Below are 24,506 nucleotides of genomic sequence, written 5' to 3' on the forward strand. Positions count from 1 at the left end.
TTTTTGTGTTTAAAGGCATGAATATGCCAGACTTATATAATGGAGGCGTTTGATATGAAAGCAAGTGAAATTCGTTCCAAATGGTTGGAGTTTTTCGCGGAAAAGGGACATAAAATTGAGCCCAGCGCTCCTCTAGTTCCACATAATGATCCTTCTCTATTATGGATTAATGCAGGTATGGCACCACTGAAATCCTATTTCGATGGACGTGAGAAGCCGGATAATCCACGGATTGCTAATTCGCAGAAATGTATACGGACTAATGATATTGAGAATGTAGGTAAGACACGCCGTCACCATACATTTTTTGAAATGCTAGGTAACTTCTCTATTGGTGACTATTTCAAGGAAGAAGTTATTACATGGGCGTGGGAATTTCTTACGGATAAGAAATGGATTGGCTTCGATCCAGAGCGCTTATCTGTAACGGTATATCCTGAAGATGAGGAAGCTTATAAGTTCTGGCATGAGAAGATTGGACTCGCTGAGAATCACATTGTGAAGCTGGAAGATAATTTCTGGGATATTGGTGAAGGTCCCTGTGGTCCTTGTACTGAAATATTCTATGACCGCGGAGAAGCTTACGGAAGTGATATGTCAGATCCTGAGATGTTCCCAGGTGGCGAGAATGAACGTTACTTAGAAGTGTGGAATCTGGTCTTCACACAATTCAATCATAATAAAGATGGTAGTTATACGCCATTGCCTAATAAAAATATTGATACGGGTGCAGGTCTTGAACGTCTCGCTTCTATCCTACAGGACGTAGACTCTAACTTCGATACAGATTTGTTTCAACCTATTATTCAACAGACGGCTTCATTAACGAAAGTGAAGTACAACGATAGTGTAGAGCAGGATGTTGCTTTCAAAGTGATTGCCGACCATGTTCGTACTGTTGCATTTGCTATCGCTGATGGCGTATTACCTTCAAATGAAGGTCGCGGATATGTTATTCGTCGTTTGCTTCGTCGTGCAGTCCGTTACGGAAAAGTGTTAGGTCTAGATCGTCCATTCCTATACACGTTAACGGAGACTGTTGGAAATGTTATGGGCGTTTATTACCCTGAAGTTGTTGAGAAACGTGAATTTATTGAAAAAGTGATTAAAACAGAAGAAGAACGTTTCCATGAAACATTGTCCGATGGGTTATCTATACTAGAGGAAATGAGTAATCAAGCTAAGCAACAAGGGCAGGCTACCATTAGTGGGAGTGATGCATTCAAGCTCTATGATACGTATGGCTTCCCATTCGACTTAACGGAAGATTACGCAACAGAACATGGACTTACGGTGGATAGAGAAGGCTTTGATAACGCAATGCAAGAACAGCGTACGCGGGCACGTGCAGCAAGACAAGATAGCGGCAGTATGCAAGTTCAAGGCGGGATTCTTTCTGATTTAACGATTAAAAGTGAATTTGTTGGATATAATGACTGCGTAACCGAGTCGAAAGTTATGGCGATCATTGTAAATGATGCCTTAGTAGATAGTGTATCAGCTGGAGAAACGTGCCAGGTTATACTCGACATTACGCCGTTCTATGCGGAAAGTGGAGGACAGGTCAGTGATCAGGGACTGTTGCGAGGAGGCAAAGTTACGGCTAAGGTTGAAGGGTTATTTAAAGCACCATTAGGTCAACCTGTACACAGAGTGATTGTAGAAGAGGGAGAACTAAAGGTCGGCGAAACACTCAAAGCAGAAGTTAGTCGTGAGAAACGTTCTGATATTGTGAAGAACCATACGGCAACGCATTTACTTCATAAAGCGCTTAAAGAAGTGTTAGGAGATCATGTTAACCAAGCAGGGTCTTTAGTAGATACGCAACGATTACGTTTTGACTTCTCACATTTCGGAAGTATTACGCAAGAAGAGCTTACGGATATTGAGCGCCGTGTAAATGAACAAATTTGGAATGGTTTGGATGTCAATATTGAACTTAAATCAATTGATGAAGCAAAATCTTCAGGCGCTATGGCATTATTTGGTGAAAAGTATGGAGATATTGTAAGAGTTGTGCAAGTCGGAGAGTACAGCTTAGAGTTATGTGGTGGATGTCATGTGAGTAACACTTCACAGATTGGTATTTTCAAATTAGTTAGTGAGAGTGGTATTGGATCAGGCGTAAGACGTATTGAGGCTGTGACTGGACGTTTAGCCTACCTGTATATGGATGGACAACTAGATGTTCTGAAACAATCTGCAGAGATGCTTAAATCCAATCTACATGATGTTCCAAAACGTATTGATGCATTACATGTACAGCTTAAAGATGTAAGTCGCGAGAATGAGTCACTGCAAAGTAAGTTAAGTATTATTGAAGCAGGTAAACTCAGTGACCAAGTGAAAGTTGTAAATGGTGTGGAGTTACTAGCGGTTCGAGTGAATGCTGGAAGTATGGATGGTCTCCGTTCTCTTGCAGACGAGCTTAAAGAGAAACTTCCGAATGCAGTCTTAGTTCTAGGTGCAACGATGGAAGATAAAGTGAACTTTGTCGTAGCTGTACCGCAAGCTTTAGTGAAGTCAGGTCTTCATGCCGGTAAGCTTGTAAAAGAGATTGCTACTGTATGTGGTGGTGGCGGTGGCGGTCGTCCTGATATGGCTCAAGCTGGAGGTAAAGATGGAAGTAAGCTAGATGAAGCTTTGAAATTAGCAAATGAGCTAGTGGCTCAAAGTCTAAAGGTATAAAGTAAGGAGAAATTTCGGTAATTTTTCACATGGGGATTTCCTTACAGCACAATGAATATGTTATGATAGTGACAGGTAATAAATATTTCAGATTGTATTCGCTAAAACATGCTTAATATGTTTTAAAGAAGCGAGGTGTCGTGAATGGATTCCATGGATAAGACAGTCAAATTTAATGTTAATGGCGATGAGTTAGAGGTATCTTCAAAGGAGATTCTTCTGACGGTATACGATGCTTTGGCAGAGAAGGAATATCATCCGATCAACCAGATTGTCGGCTATCTTTTATCCGGAGATCCTGCTTATATACCGCGCCATAAAAATGCTAGAAGTCTCGTGAGAAAGAAAGAGCGAGATGAATTGATTGAAGAGTTGGTAAGATTTTATTTAGCCAATCACCGTTAGGAGAACTTGATGAGAATCATGGGGTTGGATTATGGGGATCGCAGAATTGGAGTGGCAGTTAGCGATATGTTTGGCTGGACTGGTCAAGGGCTTGAAGTTATTGAACGTCGTCGCGAAGGGATTGAGTTCGAACGAATTACGGCTCTAGTCCGTGAGTATGACATTGCTGAGATCGTGGTTGGCTTACCCAAGAATATGGATGGTACAGTAGGGTTCCGAGGAGATATTTGCATCGAATTCGCAGATAAGCTCAAGGAAATTCTAGACTTACCCGTTCATTTATGGGATGAGAGGTTAACAACAGTATCTGCAGAACGAACACTAATTGAGGGCAACGTCAGCCGAAAGAAACGTAAACAGGTCATAGACAAGATGGCAGCCAGTTTGATTTTGCAAAACTATTTAGATTCTAAGAGTATAAGGTGAGGGTGATATAAATGGCTAATGACAATATGGGTAGAGAAGAAGAACCGGAAATTATATATATTCCCGATGATGAAGGTAATGAAGAAGAGTTTGAAGTGATTATGAAGTTCGAAGTAGATGATTCTGATGCGAGATATATGATGGTAGTACCTATGGATTCAGAGGATGAAGATACTGATGAAGTATATGCGTTCCGTTATGAAGAAGATGAAGTTGGGGACGATATCAAGCTTTATATGATCGAAAGTGATGAGGAATGGGCAATCGTTGAAGAGACCTTCAATACGCTTGTAGCTGAACTCGATGGAGGAGAATTAGATGACTGAGATTTCAAGTAGTCAGGTTGAATGGAGTAATCGTCTAAAAGAAGCTTTCGGTCCCACAGTGGAATTGGAAGATGAAGATGGCACAACATCTGTATATGATCTAACAGCTGAGTTTGTAGTTGGGGATCAAAGTTATGCTGTTCTACTAAGAGTAGATGATGATAGTGACGAATATGACATCCTCAAAATTATCACTTCTGCTGAAGGGAATTTAGAGCTTGTTACGATTGACGATGATGAGGAATGGGAGAACATCGCTGAATTATATGATGAATTAACATTCCCACAAGACAACGATATTTAGTACGTTACGCTACTAGTATCATATTGTACAACTCATTCCAATAGGAAATGCTGGAAGGGTGGATTATTCCGCCCTTTTTGGCTGTGAAGGGACGGGAATCTCCATGAAAAAGGGAATGAAAATACTTGGTATTATACTATTATTCTTAGTATTGGCTGTAGGCGGCGTGGTTTGGTATATATGGAGTGGCTTGCAACCCGTTAATAAATCCGATGAGGTTGTACAGTTTACAATTGAGCAAGGCATGGGTACGACTCAAATTGCCTCGCTGTTACATGAGAAAGCATTGATCAAGAACGAACTGATATTCATTGGATATTTGAAATGGAAAGATCAAGGAAGTCGGTTTCAAGCTGGAATTTATGCAACTACACCTGGAAAGTCAAACGATGAATTAATAGCAATGCTAAATAATGGTGATGTCGTAAAAGAGGAAATGATCCGCTTCACGATTCCTGAAGGATATACGGTTGTGCAAATCGCAGACAAGCTTGCTAAAGAAGGATTTGTAGATGGTCCAACCTTTCTGAAATTAGCTAACCAATCTTCTCAAGCTAATGAGACCTTAGCTGCAGTCATACCAAAGAATGCTGAAATTAAGCATGCGCTGGAGGGTTATCTCTTTCCGGAAACCTACGAATTGAAAAAGGGAATTACAGAAGCCGAGATTATTAAGACGATGACTTCTCAACTAGAGCAAAAGTTGAATAGTATTGAGAATTGGGAAGAAAAGATGAAGCAACGTGGGCTTACACTACATGAATTGTTGACCATTTCATCTTTAGTGGAACGTGAAGTTGTGGTGGATACGGAGCGACCACTAGTCGCAGGTATTATTTATAATCGATTGAACAAAGGACAAAAACTTGAAATTGATGCAACAGTGCAATATTCGCTTGATAAACCCAAGGAACGTCTCTTCTATAAAGATTTAGAAGTTGATAGTCCTTATAATACTTATTTGAAAAAAGGGCTCCCACCGGGTCCTATAAGTAACCCAAGCCTGGCTTCAATTAAGGCAGCACTAGAGCCACAAACTTCTGAGTATTTCTTCTATGTGACGAAGAAAGATGGAACTCAAACGCATTTATTTGCTAAGACGTATAAAGAACATTTGGTCAATATTGAAAAAAGTAAGAGTATGTCAAAATAAAAGAGGTGCAACCATGGTTAACAAACCAGAGCTTCTGGTAACGGCGGGATCTTTAAATGAGATCGAACCTTTGATAAATGCTGGGGCAGATGCCCTACTGGTTGGAAATGATCGATTCGGGATGAGGTTAGCAGGAAGTTTCTCGATCGAGGATATTCAAGAAGCGGTTGCGAAAGCACACGCTCGTCAAGTTAAAGTGTATGTTAGTCTCCAGAATTTGATGTCCAATGATCTATTAGACTCTCTTCCTGATTATGTGTTGGCATTGGGAGATGCAGGCGTGGATGGCGTCGAATTTAATGATCCATCTGTCTTAATAGCTGTCAAAACACATGCTCCACAGATGAAGTTGCATTGGAATGCAGAGATGACGACTACAAATTATGCAACAGCGAACTATTGGGGACGCCGAGGTGCTAAACGTGTCGTGTTTGCCAGAGAACTAAATATGGATGAGATTACAGGAATGAAAGGTCACCTTGAAGTAGAGTCGCAGGTTCAAGTTCATGGTATGACGAATATCTATCATTCTAAGCGAAGTCTAGTCGGAAGTTACATGTTACACCAAGGTAGACCTTTAGATGGAGGTAGTCTTGGCAAAGAGAGAGGGTTATTCCTACTTGAGGCTGAGCGACCAGGTGAGAAGTATCCCATATACGAAGATATTAATGGTACTCATATCATGAGCTCAGACGATATTTGTATATTGGAAGATTTACATTTTCTTTTAGAAGCAGGTGTGAATAGTCTTAAGGTGGAAGGGTTGTTAAAGCCCTTGTCTTATAATGAGACCGTTGTAAGAACATACAGACAGGTAATTGATACTTATATGACTGATCCAGCGAACTATAGCTATCAGGAGCAGTTTATGGATAACATTCGGAAGATTCAAGATCCGGATCGAGAATTAACTTTTGGATTCTTTTATAAAGAACAGGTGTATTGATTATAGATATTGTGAGGTGGAACGAAAAATGGAAGTCATGTCTCAACCTAAGTATACGGGTAAGCGATATCGTCTAGATAAACCCGAACTTCTGGCTCCAGCAGGTAACTTAGAGAAATTGAAATTCGCGATACATTACGGTGCTGATGCAGTCTATATTGGTGGACAGGTGTATGGTCTTCGCTCTAACGCGGATAATTTCAGTTTTGAAGAGATGCGTGAAGGTGTAGAATTTGCTCGGAAGTATGGAGCTAAAGTATTTGTAGCGACAAACATTTATGCTCATAATGAAGATTTAGAGGGTATAGAAACCTATTTGCGAAATCTTCACGAAGTCGGTATTGCAGCTATTATTACAGCAGACCCAGCAATTATTGAAATCGCACAGCGGGCTGTTCCTGAGATAGAAGTACATTTAAGTACGCAGCAATCCACGATGAATTGGCAATCAGTTAAATTTTGGAAAGAAGAGGGTTTGCCACGCGTAGTATTAGGGCGTGAAGTAAGTTTTCAAGAAATAGCTGAAATTAAGAAAAATGTGGATATTGAGATCGAAGCATTTGTTCATGGTGCGATGTGTTCCTCGTATTCCGGTCGTTGTGTATTATCTAATCATTTCACAGATCGAGATTCTAATCGCGGAGGTTGCTGCCAATCCTGTCGGTGGAGTTATGATCTATTTGAAGAGGCGCCTTCGAATGATGTATGGGTCTCCGAAGAAGATATTAAAGATTATGAAGAAGTAAAATCATCCGAGAAGGTTAGCGTTTCAAATCCATTGTTTCAGCCTGAAGATAATGCATTTACTATGGGTTCCAAAGATTTATGTATGTTGGAAAGTATTCCTGAACTTATTGAAGTCGGAATTGACAGCTTCAAGATTGAAGGGCGTATGAAATCATTGCATTATGTAGCTACAGTCGTTAATGCGTATCGTCAAGCGATCGATTCCTATATGGCAGATCCAGAAAATTATGTGCTGAAGCCTGAATGGGTTGAGGAGATTAATAAAGCGGCAAATCGACCTGTAAATACTGGGTTTTTCTATGATACTCCTGATCATGAAGATCATATCTATGAGCCTGAGGAGAAAGCCACTCCGTTCGATTTTGCAGGATTAGTATTAGAATATAATGCAGAAGACGGCAAGGCACTCATTCAGCAGCGTAATCACTTCAAACCTGGACAAGAGATAGAGTTCTTTGGACCAGGAGGAACCTTTTTCAAACAACGTGTAGAAACGATCTGGGATGAGAAGGGTAACGTATTAGATGCCGCTCGCCATGCGATGCAACGAGTTGTTATTAAGGTGGATCAACCCGTACAATATTTTGATATGATGCGTTGTAAGAAAAATAAGTAAGTAACATACCTAATAAATCAATAGTAGAGGCTCTTTCTCCAAATGGAGGAAAGACTCTACTTTTTTTTGTAAACATAACGTAAATTTTTTTGCTATTATAAAGGATTTTCAAGATATATTGTCGAATATTAACATTTAACATAACGTGATCGCTTTCAGGGTACGTCATGTACTACATACTGGCAGGTGAATATTTATGGGAACAGATCGTAATAGCAAAAAAAGCCAAGATCAGCAAGCGAAAACGGAGTCTCAAAAGTTTGGAGTCTTTTTTAAAGGGAAAGATAGAAAAAAAATAGAATCAAATTCCCCAAAAGAGATTAAAGAAGGTTTAATCTGGACAAAATTTAATCCTGCGCATTCTGTAGGAGTTAAGTTATTTTTAATCTTTTTCATAGCCATTGTGGCATTTGTGTTGCTAGTTGGAGTTATGTCATACAAAAAGGCGAAGAGTACGATTGAGGACACGGCAGCCAATGCCAATCGACAGACGATCATTCAAACGTCCGAGAAACTAGACATTATTCTGGGACAATATGATGACATCGTGCTTCAATTATTCTTTGATACGGATATGCAGACTAGTATGTCGGAATTAATCCAAACTGGACGATCAGATTACGAACTGTTTATGACAAATAAGAAAGTTAACGACAAATTGAATGCATATATCAATGCAAACGACAATATTAAAGGGATAACGATCGTTCCTCCTGATCCAAATGCGAAGCCAATTACAAGAGGATCGATATCAACGAATATAGATGCAGTTCGTTCAGAACCTTGGTTTGAACTATTAAAGGATAAGAGTAAATCTACATGGTTTCCAATAGAGTCTGGAGAAAATGGCGAGTCTTTTAAAGTGGTGCGATCTCTCAAAGCTATGTCAGGGTCGAGCAAGCCATTTGTTATTATCATCGAATTGAAACCAGAAATACTTAGAGATCAGCTACAGGGTATTGACTTGGGTAGTGGTAGCAAGTTAGAGCTTCATAACGATGAAGGTCAGATTGTTGCTTCTAACGCGAATAAGAATTCTGGCGAGAAGACAAAATTAACATTGAAATTCAGTGAGACAGAACAATCAGGTGATCTAAGTACTAAAGATGAGAATGGTAAAGATGTTCTAGCTGTGTATAGCACACTTGAAACAGCAGGTTGGAAACTTGTAGCGACGATCCCTACCTCAGAATTGGTGAAGAGTGCTAAAGGTATTCTCAACTTTACGATATGGTCTGCAATCGCCGTGGCAGTTATTGCGATTTTGATAGGCATATTGATGGTTCGTATGATTGCTCGCCCACTTATCAATTTAAGAAATCTCTTGATTGAAGGTTCGAAGGGGAATCTTAGAGTTCGATCTAATCATCGCTCCAGAGATGAGATTGGACAACTTTCAGGTAGCTTTAACATGATGATGGAACAAATTACATTATTAGTGAACCAGACCAACACTACAGCACAAGAAGTGCTTGATACGGCTAGTGAATTATCAGATGCTTCGAATAAAACGGCTTTATCTGCTCGCGAAATCGCTGTTGCAACAGAAGAAATTGCTAATGGAGCAAGTAGTCTTGCGACAGAAGCAGAGAGAGGTAATGAACTCACAGATCACATTTCGCAACAAATGCAAGTGGTCATAAGTAGTAATGTTGAGATGGGGAAAGCCGCTCGAGATGTTGAGAATTCCAGTGAGTTAGGCACACATAAATTGAGTGATTTACTAGATAAAACCCATCAGACGGAGGATATGACGCGTTCCTTAATGACGAAAGTAGATGGTCTGAAAGAGACAACGCTGTCCGTTGGTAAAGTACTTGAAGTGTTACAGAATATTACGAAGCAGACCAATATCTTATCATTGAATGCAACTATTGAGGCTGCTCGTGCAGGTGCTGCTGGAAAAGGATTTATGGTGATAGCAGATGAAATTCGACAATTGGCGGATCAATCTAGACAGTCCATTGAGATGGTAGGCCAAATCACTGAGCGAATCATGAGTGAAATGAATGAGACGGTAACGGCACTTTCAGAAGCTTACCCACTCTTCCAGCATCAAATGACAGCTGTGAAGGAAACAAACGATATTTTCGTCTCAGTTCAAGGACAAATGGGTGAATATATTCAGCGCTTAGATTCAGTAACATTGTCAATTGAAGGGTTGAATCAGTCACAATCAATCTTGTCAGAAGCGATGTCAAACGTTAGTGCTGTGGCTGAAGAGTCTTCGGCCACTTCGGAAGAAGTTGCTTCCCTCAGTAATGAACAGCAAAGCATTGGTAATCAGTTGGTACAATTATCTGGAAAACTGGAGAATGTATCTACCGAATTGAAAGCAGCATTATCTCGATTCACCGTGTAATTAATGATTTAATGAAGGATTCTCGAAAAGCCATGTAACTGGCTGTGAGAATCCTTCTTCTTTTGGCTGTATATGTACTAAAGAGGACATACTAGGTAAAAAGTTAGAAGAGGAATTAAATATGACACTGAAGCAAAAAAAACGTATATTCTATTGTTTAATGTTATTGACGGGAATCATGTTTATCCTATTCATTCGATTAGCGTACATCCAATTTATGATGAGAGTAAGCTTAGTGCCAGAAAGTAGGCATACGCTCCAAGAGATGTCGATGCTACAAAGGGAACGGGCAATCATGCTTGATTCAGGACGAGGAAGATTCTATGATCGTTATGATACGCCATTAACCGATGAGACGATTCCAGTTGTTGTATTATTCCCAATGGATAGAAGGGTGTCTCAGAGTGGCATGATGGATTCAAAGATAGACAAGATTTCAAATATTTTAGGCCTAAGCTCAGACTCATTTTATAAATTATGGGGTAATCTGCGGGAGCCTTTGGTCTGGCGTAGTCGTAAAGGAGGAGATCCTTTATATATAAATGAATCTCAGGCTAAGCTCATTACGAAATTGGACGTGAGCGGAATAAAAGTATTACCTTACAATAAAAGATACAATGACAATTTCTCGGGAAATCAATGGCTAGGCTATTTGACACAGGGGACTGAGAAATTTAATCATACAAATGGTGGAGTTCATTTGAAACAGGGAGGCGGAGGTCTAGAAAGGACCTTAGAACCGCTTCTAAAGGGGATAGGACCAACGATTGCTTATTATACTGTGGATGGAAAGAACAAACCTATTTCAGGCACGGGGATAAGAGTCAAGGCACCTGACAATCCCTATTACCCATTACGATTCATAACTACAATTGATAGGTCTATTCAACAGCAAATAGAAAAGCTAACAAAACAATCAGGCATGAAACAAGGATCTGTTGTTGTACTTGATACTGACAATGCAGATATCGTAGCGATGGTATCTGCACCTTTCTATAATCCCCAGGAAATTCATCCAGAGCAAGGTCAATGGAATAACAAAGCACTACAGGCCGTGACACCAGGCTCCATCTTCAAAACAGTTATTGCTGCTGCAGCTTTAGATGCGGGTGTGACATCAATCCGCGAAAAATTTCATTGTACTGGGCATTATGGGAAATATGGATTATCCTGTTGGAAAGAGGAAGGCCATGGAACGTTAACGCTTGAACAAGCATACGCCCAATCCTGTAATGTTGTATTCGCCACATTAGCTGAGAGACTTACATCAGGACAAATTCAGACAACAGCTGAAGCATTAGGGTTAGGAAGAAGAGTAGGGTGGGAGAATCACGATATGCTGGGGTTTTCTTTAATGAAACCGTTAGATCATGAGGATTCGGGCGTTGTGTTTGATCCGGCCACATATCCATATGATGGTGGTGTTAGAGCTCAGACTGGCATAGGACAACGGAATGTCACGGTGACCCCATTACAAGCGGCTAATTTAGTAGTTACCCTTCTCCATAAAGGACAAGTTCAAGCTCCTCGAATATTAGAACGTATCTCATATCATAATGGACAAGTTATGAAGAGACTGACTCCACATACTTATCCACGGACAGTGAGTAATATACAACCTGAGACAGCTAAAGTCATAAGCTCATGGATGAGAAAAGTAGTTACAGAAGGAACGGGTCAATCCTTGTCCAATTCTAATTGGCCGTTAGCTGGTAAATCGGGAACAGCTCAAACCATAGTGAAGGGAATCGCCATGAATAACCAATGGTTTATAGGTTATGGGCCCGTTAATCAACCGAGATATGCTGTTGCGGTGTTGTTTCAACATGAATCTCCAGATTCAAAGAACAAAGCAACAGCATTGTTTGGTCAGATTATGGGTTTGTTATCTTCTACGATAGGTTCAACCTCTGATTCAGGTCGTTGATCCATATCAAAGGGAGATACCTCAAATTCTTCACGTGGTAATCTAATCCAACGTTTAATATATCCTTGCATGAGCAGCTCTTTGATTAAGATGAGTAGTATAGGTGAAAGGATTAACCCTGCAACTCCAAACAGTGATAATGAAATGATCATAAATGAGAGCATTAAGAAAGCAGATGTCACACCGATCGAATTACCTGCAATCTTGGGTTCTAGCAATTGACGTGTGAGTAGGATAACAACGAACAAGACACCTAGTCCGATGGCAAGACCTATATTACCCACAATCACTAGATATATAATCCATGGAATCATTATGAAAGATACTCCCACGAGTGGAATGATATCCAATAGAGCACCGATAAGAGCAAGTGTTAACTCATTTCCTGTACCTAGTATCAAGAGACCGATATATAAAATTAGGAAACAAATAAGAACCAAAATCAACTGCGCTTTTATGTAGGAACCGATGGACTTGAATACATTGTTTTTGAGGAATGCATAGGCGTTCTTAATCGTCTTAGGTGATTTGTTGCTAGCTATGCGCCGCCATGTTTCAATTTCTGTGCTCAAGAAGAATGCTAAAATTATGGCGATAGCAAAGTTACCGAGGAAAGATGAGAATGAAGTAAAAGCAGAAAATAAATATTTCAAGAAATTAATTAATATATCTGAAGCGGAATTTGTTATGAGTGTGAAATATTCATTCATTTTTTCGGTGAGGTTAGGGGGAAGTAAGTCTGCTTTCGTATGTAAGAAATTCAAAGACTGCGTGAATTGCCATTGAAATACTCTAGTATAGTAGGGTAGTTGATCTTGTATTTGTGAGATTTGAGAAATGACAATGATTCCACCTGCTAAAATGCCTCCTAGAATGATAAGAACAAATACTAAGACAGAAATTGCAGAAGAGATGGCCTTATTTAATCCTCTTTTGTGAAGAAACTTAGCAAGGGGTTCAATCAATAAGAAGATGATAAAGGATAAGAAAACAGGCGTTGCTAATTGATATAGTTTACTGAAAATAAACATAGTCAAAAATACAGTTAGCGCAATTAATCCAATATCAAAAAACGTTCGCCAATACTTTTTATAAAGTGGTAGCATACTCTAAAAACAGCTCCTTCATCCATAGGCTAGGTCATACTATATTTCATTGTACACGATATCAAAATAATCGCCTATATAATCAAAGGATATGCTAAAATAATAGATGGTGATTTTTGATTTAATCTATCGATCCGTAAAGCATAACAAAGTCAATCAGAGAAACGTGGGGGGGATGGTATGCAGACTTTGCTGCTTTGGTTGTTTTATATTTCTTCCTTTTATGCATTTATTCCAGGCATGATCACCCGCATTTTTGGGTTTAGAGTATTTCGTAAGGGAAAGAGTGAACGAGCTTTTTCACTTACTTTTGATGATGGGCCGGATCCACATTATACTCCTCAATTACTTGACATGCTCAAACGATATAACGCGAAAGGTACCTTCTTTGTAGTAGGTAGAAATGCTGAACAACATCCAGAGTTAATACAACGTATGTACGATGAAGGACATCTTATCGGAATTCATAACTATATCCACAAGTCTAATTGGATCATGGGTCCTGCGGAGGTACGCAACCAAATCCAGAAAACAGATGAAATCATTTATGCTATAACCGGGGAAAGAACATCCTACTATCGTCCACCGTGGGGGATTGTGAACTTATTTGATTTCTCCAAACAAAATCAATTTAAAATTATATTATGGTCTGCTATGTTCGGTGATTGGCGCGAGAAGATGGGATCTGACAAATTAGCACAACGAATGTTAAATAAGCTGAAACCTGGAGAAATCATGCTTCTGCACGATTGCGGATCAACCGTTGGCGCAAATCTTGATGCACCTAAGCAAATGTTAATTGCACTCGAACAAGTGCTGGAGGAAGCAGAACGTCGTAATTTACAAAGTATTCGAATTGACGAGATGATACAAGCTAGTGCTCCTGAAATTAAACTATCGCGTTGGAAGCTTGCTGTAGTTAAGCTTTGGTTAATGTGGGAAGTGGTATTTCATTTCATATTCCAACTCAAGACGGTTACCCCAGAAGAACCATTTCTTCATTACAGGCTTCGTGCCTATAAAGGGGAAACACTTACTTTGGATAATGGATCAAGTTTATTAAAAGGAGACGCCATTATTGAATTACATTTTGATAATCAGAAATTATTTCAATTAGGTGTGAAGTCACGGTCGACCGTACACTTAGCTATTCAAATGATTCGCTCGATGGAGAAAGAACTACCCTTGTTAGCTCAACAGTTAATGGAAAATGATGAGTTAAGAGATGCTAAAGCACTCTATGGTGTAAGTATGATCAATCGAGGACCGGAAAAATTCGGATTTAGTATCCGGGATTTGCCTGATGGTTGGTTCGCGAAGTCGACAAAGGGTTATTTGAAAATTCTGATGAGTATTATTCACCCTGCAGGACAGGATCGACTAAAGGAATCTCCAAGTAAATTGATACCCAAAATGATTATTATGCCGATCGAACATCTATACGAACATCATGCAGTAAGTGGTTCTCATCGCTGTTCGAAACCGACAAAATTTCAAAAGGTTGTATCTGTGGACAATAGAAATTTAAAAATATAACATTTAAGATCGAAAAACCAATGATAAAAAAGGTTGTTCTCCATGTCTCTAAAGACTGGAGAACAACCTTTTTTTGAAAGATGACGAATGGTAAAGCCAAGTAGATCAAGTTGTATCATCCGTTAAATATAAATAAAAGTGCATTGTTGAGAATTAGATCTTAAGTACAGCACCGGAACTTGCATTGGTTACCAATTTAGAGTAACGAGCAAGAAGCCCTGTTTTCACTTTAGGTTCGAAGCCTTTCCAATTTGCACGACGACGTTCAAATTCTTCATCATCAACTTCTAGTTGAATGGTGCGATTGTTAAGATCTAATTCAATGATATCTCCGTCTTCCACGAAAGCAATAGGTCCACCTTCAGCAGCCTCAGGAGAAATATGTCCAATGCTTATTCCACGAGATGCACCTGAGAAACGACCATCTGTGATAAGACCTACTTTGGCACCAAGTCCCATACCGACAATCTGAGAAGTTGGAGCAAGCATTTCTGGCATTCCTGGACCACCCTTAGGTCCTTCATAGCGAATGACAACGACATGTCCTTCTTTTACTTTACCATTGGTAATACCGTGTAGTGCTTCATCCTGAGAATCGAAGCAGATAGCTGGTCCTTTGTGATAGCCACCTACTGAAGGATCAACGGCACCTACTTTAATGATAGATCCACCTGGAGCTATATTTCCGAATAGGACAGCAAGTCCTCCGCGCTCGGAGTGTGGATTGTCTAAAGTATGGATAACATTCTGATCAATGATTTCACAGCCCTCAACATTTTCACGTAACGTTTTAGCAGATACCGTAATACAGTCTCCGTTAATTGCACCTGGCTTCTTCAGAAGTTCATGAATAATAGCACTTACGCCACCTGCATTATGAAGGTCTTCGATGTGCCAGTCTGAAGCAGGAGCAAGTTTAGCTAAGTGAGGCACGCGGTTGGCTACTTCATTAATGCGTTCAATTGGATATTCAATGCCAGCTTCGTGTGCTAGTGCTAGCGTGTGTAGTACGGTATTTGAAGAACCACCCATTGCCATATCTAGTGCGAATGCATTATCAAGGGCGTCCATAGTTACGATATCTCTAGGTTTAATATCAAGTTTGATTAATTCCATCAATTGTGTAGCAGATTGTCTAACGAAATCCTTCCGTTCTTCAGCAACGGCAAGAATGGTTCCATTACCTGGTAGAGCAAGTCCAAGCCCTTCAGCAAGACAGTTCATGGAGTTGGCTGTGAACATACCGGAACATGATCCACAGGTAGGACAACCAAATTGTTCTAGTTCTAGCAAACCTTCATCAGATAAAGTACCAGCTTGATGAGCACCAACCCCTTCAAAAACAGAGGTAAGGGAAATCGAGCGACCAGTACTGTCTTTACCAGCTTTCATTGGCCCACCACTAACGAAAATGGTTGGGATATTCACGCGAAGCGCACCCATCATCATACCTGGTGTGATTTTGTCACAGTTCGGGATACAGACCATACCATCGAACCAGTGTGCAGCAACAACCGTTTCTACGGAGTCGGCGATAATATCACGACTTGGTAATGAGTAGCGCATACCAATATGTCCCATAGCAATACCATCATCTACACCGATGGTGTTGAATTCAAATGGAACCCCTCCGGCTTCACGGATAGCTTCTTTAACAATCTTGCCGAATTCTTGAAGGTGGATGTGTCCTGGAACGATGTCGAGATAAGAGTTACATACTGCTATAAATGGTTTGCCGAAATCTTCTTCCTTTACGCCTGCTGCCCGCAATAAACTGCGGTGAGGAGCACGATCGAAGCCTTTCTTAATCATATCTGAACGCATTTTCTTTGGTTTCATGATGTCTAGTTCCCCCCAAATAATTTATAGTAGCAACGCTTTAACACGGTTATTCAACAGAGTTAACATGTAGCTGGTTTTTAATGAGTCTATCACAAATGGTTAGGTTTTTCTACCAATCGTGGACTAAAAAACAAGACACCACCTTCTATTTTAGTGAAGGGGTGTCTTTAGCGATAAACAATATCTAGAATAAAGGCAGAAGTGTAGAAATATTACATAGAACGGCGGAACGCTTTATTCTCTAATGAGACGACCCAGTGTACGGAAGGTTCGACTAAAGGATGCGCTACACGGCGAACAAAGGGTTGCGCAAGAAGAATGGTAAGAGCTATAGCACCAAGAATGAGAAGAATGGCACCTGTAGTACCTTGAATGTTAGTGTATAACCCCGTGGTATTAGCTAGTCTAATAATGAATCCATGTAATAGAAACACATATAGCGTTCGACGTCCTAAGTCAGTCATGACACTTTGAACCATTGGAACAAAAGCTAGGAAGGCTGCCGCAGAAATGAATTGAAGAACATACAAAGCAAGTCGAAATAATCCAGCATACCATTCATAGTGACCAAGCTGCATAAAAGTCATATTTCCAAATAGCCAACCAACAGGCAAATTCCTCCCCCATAAACCAATGATGATGAAGATGCCTATAGAAACGAGAGCCGCACCTGTTCTTTTCCAGCGCGTGATGTTATTTAGGAAAGCTGAAAAATTAAAATGATAACCAATCATGAAAAAAGGAAGATAAACAAAGGTCCTACTGATGCTGAGCCATACGCCGTCAAGTTGCAGGTATCCTACTAGCACACCGAGTATAAGAGATAACACAATTTGATGGTATGGAGACAACTTCTTCATACTGATCGTTAACAAGCGCCAACAGATATGACTGGCTAGAAACCAAAGTAATAAATAAGGAGCAAATAAAGAATGATGAATGCCGTTCACTTGAAATATTGTATAGTCCAGAACAGAATAGATACTTTGAAAAATAATATATTGAATGCTAATTTGTGTTAACGTTCTTCGACCTGCATCACCCATTAATCCTGATTTGGCAAAGTAACCTGTGACAAGAACGAATAACGGCATATGAAAAGTAAGTATCCATAAGAATATCTGATGGAGGCCACTCATCTGCTGAATAAGCGGTTCAATGGCGTTACCAACAAATACTGTAACAATCAGTAGGAAGCGCAAATTAAGAAAATAAGTCTCCCCTTGTTTAATTGACTGTGTCTTCATGAGTCTCCTCCATCTCCCTATCCAAGGGATTGTGACGTTCTAATAATGCTTCTATTTCTTTATAGTTTAAAATTACTATGTCTGTTCTGTTTACTTTGTGATTAATATCACGTTAGAAAACGCTACCACTTCATAAAATTGTGTCGAAGTATTGAATTAAAAAATGATTACAAGTATTGACAACTCTTTATCTACGTTCGAAAATAAGAGTATAATAAATCGGAATTTCAAAGGGAGGCGTTACATTGGCTACACTGCAAGCAGGTCAATATAATGTACCCTGTGAAGCTATTCTATTCGATAAAGATGGTACGTTGTTTCAATTTATGATGCTTTGGGGTAAATGGGCAGAGTCTGTGCTTACAGGTATGGAGAAAAGGCTTATGTTATTGGGAAAAGATTTCACAGGATCCATAGCCCAGGTGCTTGGTACGCAACATGATCCTCAAGGTCAGGTGTGTGGCTATGATCTTCAAGGACCCCTTGCGATGGCTACAATAGAAGAAACACATGGAATCTTGGCTTGGCAGCTATATGCGGCGGGAATACCATGGAATGAGGCACTTGCCCAAGCTATTGAGATTTGTAAAGATGCTATGCTCGATATACGACAGAAGAAGCCAATTGTTCTTATGAATGGGCTGTTACATTTCTTGCAGGAATGTAAAGGGGCATCTATTAGATTGGGTGTTGTGACATCAGACGAAACATCATCCACTGTTGAGCAATTAAATTGGGCGGGGATAAGTCAGTATTTCGAAGTCATTATTGGACGGGATCAGGTCAGTCTAGGAAAGCCACATCCAGAAATGGTAGAAAGGGCATCCCTTGCACTTGGGATTGAATCTCAGAACATCGTCGTTATTGGCGATACGAATGCGGATATGCAAATGGCGAAACGAGCAGGTGTCAAGCTAGTGATTGGGATAACTTCCTTAAGTGAATCAACAGCATGTTTGCTTGATGCAGATGTGATGATCACAGATTATCGTGATTTAAAAGTGAAAGAATAAATTACTATTTATAATAGTTGAATCCAATATATGTTATATGAATCATGTGGAGGTGCTACGAGTATGGAAAGAATAGAAACGTTGACCTCTTGGATTCAAGAGAGTAGTAGAATTGTTTTTTTTGGGGGTGCAGGAACGTCAACTGAGAGTGGAATTCCTGATTTTCGTTCAGCGGCAGGGTTATATCAAAGTGAGCAGCACTCACCTTATCCACCAGAGGTGATGCTAAGTCATCATTTCTTTGTTGAGCATCCAGAAGTGTTTTATGATTTCTACCGTAGCAAGATGATTCATGAACATGCCAAGCCAAATGCCTGCCATAATGTACTGGCAAATCTCGAGAAACAAGGGAAACTACAGGCTATTATTACGCAGAATATTGACGGACTTCATCAAAAAGCAGGAAGTTCTAACGTTCTAGAATTACATGGATCTATTCATCGTAACTATTGTATGGGTTGTTCACTTTACTATGGATTGGAAGCCATTATTACAAGTGTAGATATTGTCCCCCGTTGTCCTTCCTGTGGTAATGTCATCAAGCCTGATGTTGTGTTGTATGAAGAATCTTTGGATACACAAGTCTTATACGGTTCGATGGATGCTATTTCGTCCGCAGATTTATTGATTATTGGTGGAACCTCACTAACTGTACAACCTGCAGCACAATTAGTATCCTATTTCAAAGGTAGCCGAACGGTACTCCTAAATGCAGAGCCAACACCTTACGATGATCAAGCTGATTTGCTTATTTCAGATCGTATTGCGGAAGTGATGGAGAAAGTGAATAAGATGCTTTAATCATTAAGTAAGCACTGTGTTTTATAAATAGTAAATACGTAAAGCCTGCTGATTCTCATCACTTGAGAACAGGCAGGCTTTTTCTGATAATATGATCCTGATCCCTACGTATTCATATTTATAGCTGACTAGATCCCCCTGGTTTTCTCCCTATTCGGTTACGATATGCACTTGGGGACATGCTACAGAATCGTGTGAATTGTCGTGAGAAATATAGGGCGTCTGTTATCCCAACAGATGAAGCGATTTGTTCAATGGACAGTTCGGGGCGCTCAAGCAATAGCTGACGTGATTTATCAATTCGGAGTTTTAATAGATAGGTAACTGGAGATAGACCTGTCTCCTTCTTAAAAATGCGTGATAAGTACGCCCTATTGTAACCTAAGCTGTCACACATTTGTTCGATGGATACAGGATGGGCGAACTGTGTGGACATATAAAGGATCATTTGCTTAACCGTTCGTTGCACCTGCGATTCTGTTCCAGTAAGTCTTGACTGACTCGAAAGGACATCTTGTGCTTCTGCTAGAATGAGATAAAGATAACCTAGCGAGGCCATATGTGCACTTTCTTTCTTGGTATAGAATACCTCTTGCATTCGGGAAATAGCTGTAGGGATATGTGAATGTTCCTTTATGAACGTAAAGACAGAATGATTATCTACAAATCCAGCTTCTGCAACGATATTGTGTGCATCTTGACCAATAAAAGCTACCCAACGGTAGCGCCACGGATGTTTCGTGTCGGAAACATAACTAACCAATTGCCCAGGATGAATAAGGAAACAAGAGCCTTCTCCGAGTTCATAGATATGATGCTCAGTACGAAAGGTGCCGTTCCCTTTTTCAATGAAATGTAACAAATAATAATCATAAATTTTGGGGCCTAACGCATGCAAAGGGCTTGTTTGGCTCTCCCCAGCAAAAAGGACGTGTAGAGAATTGCCGTCATGGTGGACGGGGTTAGCGGCTACAGCATAGGACGGATTAGGTGTCATGAGAATATCATTCCTATCTTTTTGAATGTTATTGTGAGGACTGTTGAATATCATTATAATTCGAAAGGTCACATTTATCCATATTGAACACACATGATTGCATTATCATAGATAGCGTTTTCTTTTATACTAGAACCAAGAGTCAGTAATATTGAGAGAGGACAGGTGAAAGTACATGAGTACACAAACACCAATATTGAAACAAACCTTTATTAGCAAATTTGGAGAGTCAAAACATAATGAGTATGTGTTTAATGCACCTGGTCGAGTTAATCTGATTGGAGAGCATATCGATTATAATGGTGGCTACGTTCTGCCCGCGGCGTTGGAATTTGGAACCACGTTAGTCATTCGTGAAAGAGATGATAATAAAATTCACTTCTCTTCTACTAACATTCCATTTGAGTTGACGATGGATGTTCAAGAAATTGGGAAAGAAAAGACGGGTGAGTGGATTGATTATCCAATTGGAGTCATGGTAGAACTTCGAAAACTTGGCTGTGAATTGACGAAAGGTTACAATTTATTCTTCCATGGAGAGATTCCAAATGGCGCGGGATTGTCGTCTTCTGCTTCGATCGAGGTTGTTACGGCGTATGCATTACTAACGTTGGAAGGTAAGGAGACCGATACTGTTGAAATAGCATGCCTATCACAACGAGCTGAGAATCAGTATGTTGGTGTGAATTCAGGAATCATGGATCAATTTGCGGTAGCGAATGGTAAAGAGGACCATGCTATTCTGTTGATGTGCGATACATTGGAGTATAAACACGTACCATTCCGTACGGGTTCTTACAAGTTAGTGATCGGTAATACGAATAAACGTCGAGGACTTGTAGATTCTGCTTATAATGAACGTCGTCAACAATGCGAGATCGCACTGGAGCTTTTGAAGAAAGAAATTCCGGCCTTACATTACTTAGCGCAATTAAAACCAGACCAACTAGAATCGCTACAGGTTCATATCCAAGATGAAACGGTTAGACGCAGAGCACAGCATGTTGTTGAAGAAAATCAACGTGTACTAGATTCTGTAGAAGCTTTGACGAATCATGATCTAGAGAAATTCGGTCAATTAATGAATGCATCGCATGAATCATTGCGTGATTTATATGAAGTGAGCTGTGTGGAATTAGATGTTATGGTCGAAGAGGCACGTCGCATTCCAGGCACACTTGGTGCTAGGATGACAGGAGCGGGGTTCGGGGGTTGTACAGTGTCTTTAGTCCATGAAGATTCCGTAGAACAATTCGTTCAACAGGTTGGCGATAATTATAGAGTTAGAACCGGATTTGAAAGTGACTTCTATGTGTGTGGCGTAGGCGATGGCGTAAAAGAAATCAAGGAGGAGATATAATATGGCTATCTTAGTAACTGGCGGAGCAGGGTATATTGGTTCACATACCGTGGCAGCATTACTTGATCTTGGGGAAGAAGTTGTTGTAATTGATAATTTACAAACAGGACATCGCGAAGCCCTTCTAGGAGGTAAGCTTTATGAAGGAGATTTACGAGATAAAGAGTTACTTGCGAAGTTGTTCAGTGAGAATGATATTGATGCGGTTATTCATTTTGCAGCGAATTCTCTTGTAGGAGAAAGTATGCAGAATCCGGTTAAGTATTACGATAATAATGTATTTGGTACGTTGTGTTTACTTGAAGCGATGGATGCTGCTAATGTTCGTAAAATTGTATTCTCCTCCACGGCAGCTACGTATGGAGAACCTGAAAAAGTACCTATTGTTGAAGGTGATCGAACGGAGCCTACCAACGTTTATGGTGAAACGAAGTTGATGATGGAGCGCATGATGTCATGGTTCGACAAAGTATTGGGTATTAAATATGTGGCATTACGTTATTTCAACGCAGCAGGTGCACATGCTAGCGGCCGCATTGGTGAAGATCACCGACCAGAGAGTCATCTCATTCCATTGGTATTGCAAACTGCATTGAAACAAAGAGAGAACATCGCTGTATTCGGGGAAGATTATCCTACACCTGATGGAACATGTGTTCGTGATTATATCCACGTTAGTGATCTCGCTGATGCACATTATCGTGCAGTAGATTACCTAAGAAGTGGAAATGAAAGTAACGTCTTTAATCTAGGCAACGGACAAGGATTCTCAGTCAAGGAAGTGATTGAAACTGCGAAGAAAGTAACAGGTCTTGATATTCCTGTTGTGATGCAAGAACGTCGTGCAGGAGACCCTGCCACATTGGTCGCTTCTTCGGATAAAGCGCGTAGCGTCCTTGGTTGGAATCCATCGCATGCTAACCTAGACAATATTATTCAAAGTGCTTGGAGTTGGCATCAGTCTCATACACAAGGTTATGGAGAATAAGGGGGATCAATATGGATATCGCAACAACAAGAACGCCAGAGCAAGATGAAGTTTTGCATGCGATTGAACGCTTGGTTCAGTTTGCCTTGGATCACCATTTAATTAAAGCAGATGATGTTGATTACAGTCGTAACCTATTATTGGATCTCTTCCATTTCAGTGAACCATTCGCTTACGAAGTAGATCGTACTATGCAAGATAGTCCACAGATCATGATTGATACATTGATTCAATATGGATACGAGATTGGACTTATTCCTGAGAATACGGATACGTATCGTGATCTATTGGATTCTAAGATTATGGGACTCCTGATGGCACGTCCATCGGAAGTGATTGCAGAGTTTGAAGCTATATCCAATAATCAAGGAATAGAAGCAGCAACGGAACATTTTTACAAAATGAACATTGATTCTAATTACATTCGAATGGACCGGGTGTCCAAGAACGTATATTGGAAGCAGGCAACGGCTTATGGCGACATCGAAATGACCATTAACTTGTCTAAACCCGAGAAGAATTCCAAAGAGATTGCGATGGCGAAGTTACTACCTCCTCCAATCTATCCGAAGTGTCAATTATGTCGAGAAAATGTAGGTTATGCAGGACGAATCAATCATCCGTCACGTCAGAATCTACGTGTTATCCCATTGGTGATGAATGATGAACCTTGGTTGTTCCAATACTCACCTTACGTGTACTATAATGAGCACTGCATCATATTTCATCGCGACCATGTGCCGATGAAGTTGACCAAAGATACATTGAAAAGACTGTTGTCTTTCGTAGATATTGTTCCACATTATTTTATTGGATCCAATGCAGATTTACCTATCGTAGGAGGGTCTATTCTAACGCATGATCATTTTCAAGGTGGGCGTCATACATTCCCGATTCAGAATGCTCCTAAAGAAGCCTTATTTACGCATCATGAATATCCTGAAGTATCCGTAAGTATCGTGAAGTGGCCTATGTCTGTATTACGTATTACTTCACAGGATAGTCAGGTTCTACTCGAATGTGCTAACAACATATACGAGTCATGGAAGCAATATAGTGATCCTAATGCAGATATTCTGGCCTTTACTAAGAATGAGTCCGGTGTAGATGTTCCTCATAACACGGTGACACCGATCGTGCACCGTAGTGAGGATGGAGCTTACGAGATGGATCTCGTACTGCGCAATAACCGTACCAACGAGCAGTATCCAGATGGAATCTTCCATCCGCATCCAGAAATGCATCACATCAAGAAAGAGAATATTGGCTTAATCGAAGTCATGGGTCTGGCTATATTGCCTGGAAGACTGAAGGAAGAGCTCGATCTCGTTGCAAATATTTTAAGTGGTGATGAAGATCTCTACACTTCCGCTATAGCGGGAGAAGTGCCTATGTTGGTTCAACATATCGACTGGATCAAGTTACTTGTTACCGAACATGGCAATCAACAGCACAAAGATGCGGCTGTACAATTGATCCAGTATAAGGTTGGGTGTAAGTTCGTAGATATTCTGGGCCATGCAGGTGTATATAAGAGAACAGAGGCAGGACAACAGGCATTTAAATTATTCCTACAGCATTTGGGATATGAGCAATCCTAATCGAATATAATCTATAATAACGACCGTTCTTCCTCATTGAGGTAGGGCGGTTTGTTCATCTATCGGGAAAGGTTTATACTATAGGAATGATGAATTATCTTTCGAAGTGAATTGA

20 protein-coding genes are annotated in these 24,506 nt (G+C 40.2%); 16 read left to right on the forward strand and 4 right to left on the reverse strand.

The window, feature by feature from the left end:
* Nucleotides 1-54: 54 nt before the first annotated feature.
* From alaS to PBAT_RS22750, 10 genes are all read left to right on the forward strand, one after another.
* Entirely contained in the window at nucleotides 55-2,688 is a 2,634-nt protein-coding gene (alaS, locus tag PBAT_RS22705) for an alanine--tRNA ligase (RefSeq protein WP_068652948.1), read from the forward strand.
* A 144-nt stretch (nucleotides 2,689-2,832) separates the two neighbouring features.
* Nucleotides 2,833-3,093, forward strand: a complete 261-nt coding sequence (locus tag PBAT_RS22710; RefSeq protein WP_068587989.1) for an IreB family regulatory phosphoprotein — start codon at nucleotides 2,833-2,835, stop codon at nucleotides 3,091-3,093.
* 9 nt (nucleotides 3,094-3,102) lie between these two features.
* Nucleotides 3,103-3,519: a Holliday junction resolvase RuvX gene (gene ruvX, locus PBAT_RS22715; RefSeq protein WP_068652949.1), complete on the forward strand. Its 417-nt coding sequence runs from the start codon at nucleotides 3,103-3,105 to the stop codon at nucleotides 3,517-3,519.
* An 11-nt stretch (nucleotides 3,520-3,530) separates the two neighbouring features.
* On the forward strand, nucleotides 3,531-3,845 hold the full coding sequence (locus tag PBAT_RS22720) for a DUF1292 domain-containing protein (RefSeq protein ID WP_068652950.1): 315 nt from the start codon (nucleotides 3,531-3,533) through the stop codon (nucleotides 3,843-3,845).
* Nucleotides 3,838-4,149: a DUF1292 domain-containing protein gene (locus PBAT_RS22725; protein WP_068652951.1), complete on the forward strand. Its 312-nt coding sequence runs from the start codon at nucleotides 3,838-3,840 to the stop codon at nucleotides 4,147-4,149. The genes PBAT_RS22720 and PBAT_RS22725 overlap by 8 nt, the downstream gene beginning before the upstream one ends.
* Before the next feature lie 103 nt (nucleotides 4,150-4,252).
* Nucleotides 4,253-5,302, forward strand: a complete 1,050-nt coding sequence (mltG, locus tag PBAT_RS22730; RefSeq protein WP_188016970.1) for an endolytic transglycosylase MltG — start codon at nucleotides 4,253-4,255, stop codon at nucleotides 5,300-5,302.
* A 13-nt stretch (nucleotides 5,303-5,315) separates the two neighbouring features.
* The gene (locus PBAT_RS22735) at nucleotides 5,316-6,248 is read left to right on the forward strand and encodes a peptidase U32 family protein (RefSeq protein ID WP_068652952.1); all 933 of its coding nucleotides are present in this window, start codon (nucleotides 5,316-5,318) and stop codon (nucleotides 6,246-6,248) included.
* 28 nt (nucleotides 6,249-6,276) lie between these two features.
* The gene (locus PBAT_RS22740; protein WP_068652953.1) at nucleotides 6,277-7,611 is read left to right on the forward strand and encodes a peptidase U32 family protein; all 1,335 of its coding nucleotides are present in this window, start codon (nucleotides 6,277-6,279) and stop codon (nucleotides 7,609-7,611) included.
* Nucleotides 7,612-7,807: 196 nt separating this feature from the next.
* Nucleotides 7,808-9,973 carry a methyl-accepting chemotaxis protein gene (locus PBAT_RS22745; protein WP_068652954.1) on the forward strand — a complete coding sequence of 722 codons (2,166 nt, stop codon included), beginning with the start codon at nucleotides 7,808-7,810 and terminating at the stop codon, nucleotides 9,971-9,973.
* A gap of 121 nt (nucleotides 9,974-10,094) precedes the next feature.
* On the forward strand, nucleotides 10,095-11,900 hold the full coding sequence (locus tag PBAT_RS22750) for a peptidoglycan D,D-transpeptidase FtsI family protein (RefSeq protein ID WP_068652955.1): 1,806 nt from the start codon (nucleotides 10,095-10,097) through the stop codon (nucleotides 11,898-11,900).
* Here the strand turns inward: PBAT_RS22750 and PBAT_RS22755 are convergent.
* A complete protein-coding gene (locus tag PBAT_RS22755; RefSeq protein ID WP_068652956.1) occupies nucleotides 11,843-13,006 on the reverse strand; it encodes an AI-2E family transporter in 1,164 nt (387 codons plus the stop codon). The two genes, PBAT_RS22750 and PBAT_RS22755, sit on opposite strands and share 58 nt — an antisense overlap.
* Nucleotides 13,007-13,186: 180 nt before the next feature.
* On the opposite strand from PBAT_RS22755, the gene PBAT_RS22760 reads away from it, so the two are divergent.
* Nucleotides 13,187-14,542, forward strand: a complete 1,356-nt coding sequence (locus PBAT_RS22760) for a polysaccharide deacetylase family protein (protein WP_068652957.1) — start codon at nucleotides 13,187-13,189, stop codon at nucleotides 14,540-14,542.
* Between the two features lie 153 nt (nucleotides 14,543-14,695).
* Here the strand turns inward: PBAT_RS22760 and ilvD are convergent, their stop codons facing one another.
* Together ilvD and PBAT_RS22770 are read right to left on the reverse strand one after the other, a co-directional pair.
* The gene (gene ilvD, locus PBAT_RS22765; RefSeq protein ID WP_068652958.1) at nucleotides 14,696-16,381 is read right to left on the reverse strand and encodes a dihydroxy-acid dehydratase; all 1,686 of its coding nucleotides are present in this window, start codon (nucleotides 16,379-16,381) and stop codon (nucleotides 14,696-14,698) included.
* 215 nt (nucleotides 16,382-16,596) lie between these two features.
* Nucleotides 16,597-17,631 (reverse strand): acyltransferase family protein, encoded by a 1,035-nt coding sequence (locus PBAT_RS22770; RefSeq protein WP_068652959.1) that lies wholly within the window; start codon nucleotides 17,629-17,631, stop codon nucleotides 16,597-16,599.
* A gap of 245 nt (nucleotides 17,632-17,876) precedes the next feature.
* On the opposite strand from PBAT_RS22770, the gene PBAT_RS22775 reads away from it, so the two are divergent.
* Both PBAT_RS22775 and PBAT_RS22780 read left to right on the forward strand, forming a co-directional pair.
* Nucleotides 17,877-18,644 (forward strand): HAD family hydrolase, encoded by a 768-nt coding sequence (locus PBAT_RS22775; RefSeq protein WP_068652960.1) that lies wholly within the window; start codon nucleotides 17,877-17,879, stop codon nucleotides 18,642-18,644.
* Between the two features lie 63 nt (nucleotides 18,645-18,707).
* On the forward strand, nucleotides 18,708-19,445 hold the full coding sequence (locus PBAT_RS22780; RefSeq protein WP_068652961.1) for an NAD-dependent protein deacylase: 738 nt from the start codon (nucleotides 18,708-18,710) through the stop codon (nucleotides 19,443-19,445).
* 118 nt (nucleotides 19,446-19,563) lie between these two features.
* On the opposite strand, the gene PBAT_RS22785 is transcribed toward PBAT_RS22780, so the two are convergent.
* A complete protein-coding gene (locus PBAT_RS22785) occupies nucleotides 19,564-20,442 on the reverse strand; it encodes an AraC family transcriptional regulator (RefSeq protein ID WP_068652962.1) in 879 nt (292 codons plus the stop codon).
* Nucleotides 20,443-20,617: 175 nt separating this feature from the next.
* On the opposite strand from PBAT_RS22785, the gene PBAT_RS22790 reads away from it, so the two are divergent.
* Genes PBAT_RS22790 through PBAT_RS22800 form a run of 3 tightly spaced genes read left to right on the forward strand, consistent with a single transcriptional unit; the run spans nucleotide 20,618 to nucleotide 24,391 of the window.
* On the forward strand, nucleotides 20,618-21,802 hold the full coding sequence (locus PBAT_RS22790) for a galactokinase (RefSeq protein ID WP_068652963.1): 1,185 nt from the start codon (nucleotides 20,618-20,620) through the stop codon (nucleotides 21,800-21,802).
* A 1-nt stretch (nucleotide 21,803) separates the two neighbouring features.
* Nucleotides 21,804-22,790 (forward strand): UDP-glucose 4-epimerase GalE, encoded by a 987-nt coding sequence (gene galE / locus PBAT_RS22795; RefSeq protein WP_068652964.1) that lies wholly within the window; start codon nucleotides 21,804-21,806, stop codon nucleotides 22,788-22,790.
* 11 nt (nucleotides 22,791-22,801) lie between these two features.
* Nucleotides 22,802-24,391, forward strand: coding sequence for a UDP-glucose--hexose-1-phosphate uridylyltransferase (locus PBAT_RS22800; RefSeq protein WP_068652965.1), 1,590 nt, complete (start codon nucleotides 22,802-22,804; stop codon nucleotides 24,389-24,391).
* Nucleotides 24,392-24,506: the final 115 nt, after the last annotated feature.

The sequence above is a fragment of the Paenibacillus antarcticus genome, from assembly GCF_001637225.1.
Classification (GTDB): domain Bacteria; phylum Bacillota; class Bacilli; order Paenibacillales; family Paenibacillaceae; genus Paenibacillus_AQ; species Paenibacillus_AQ antarcticus.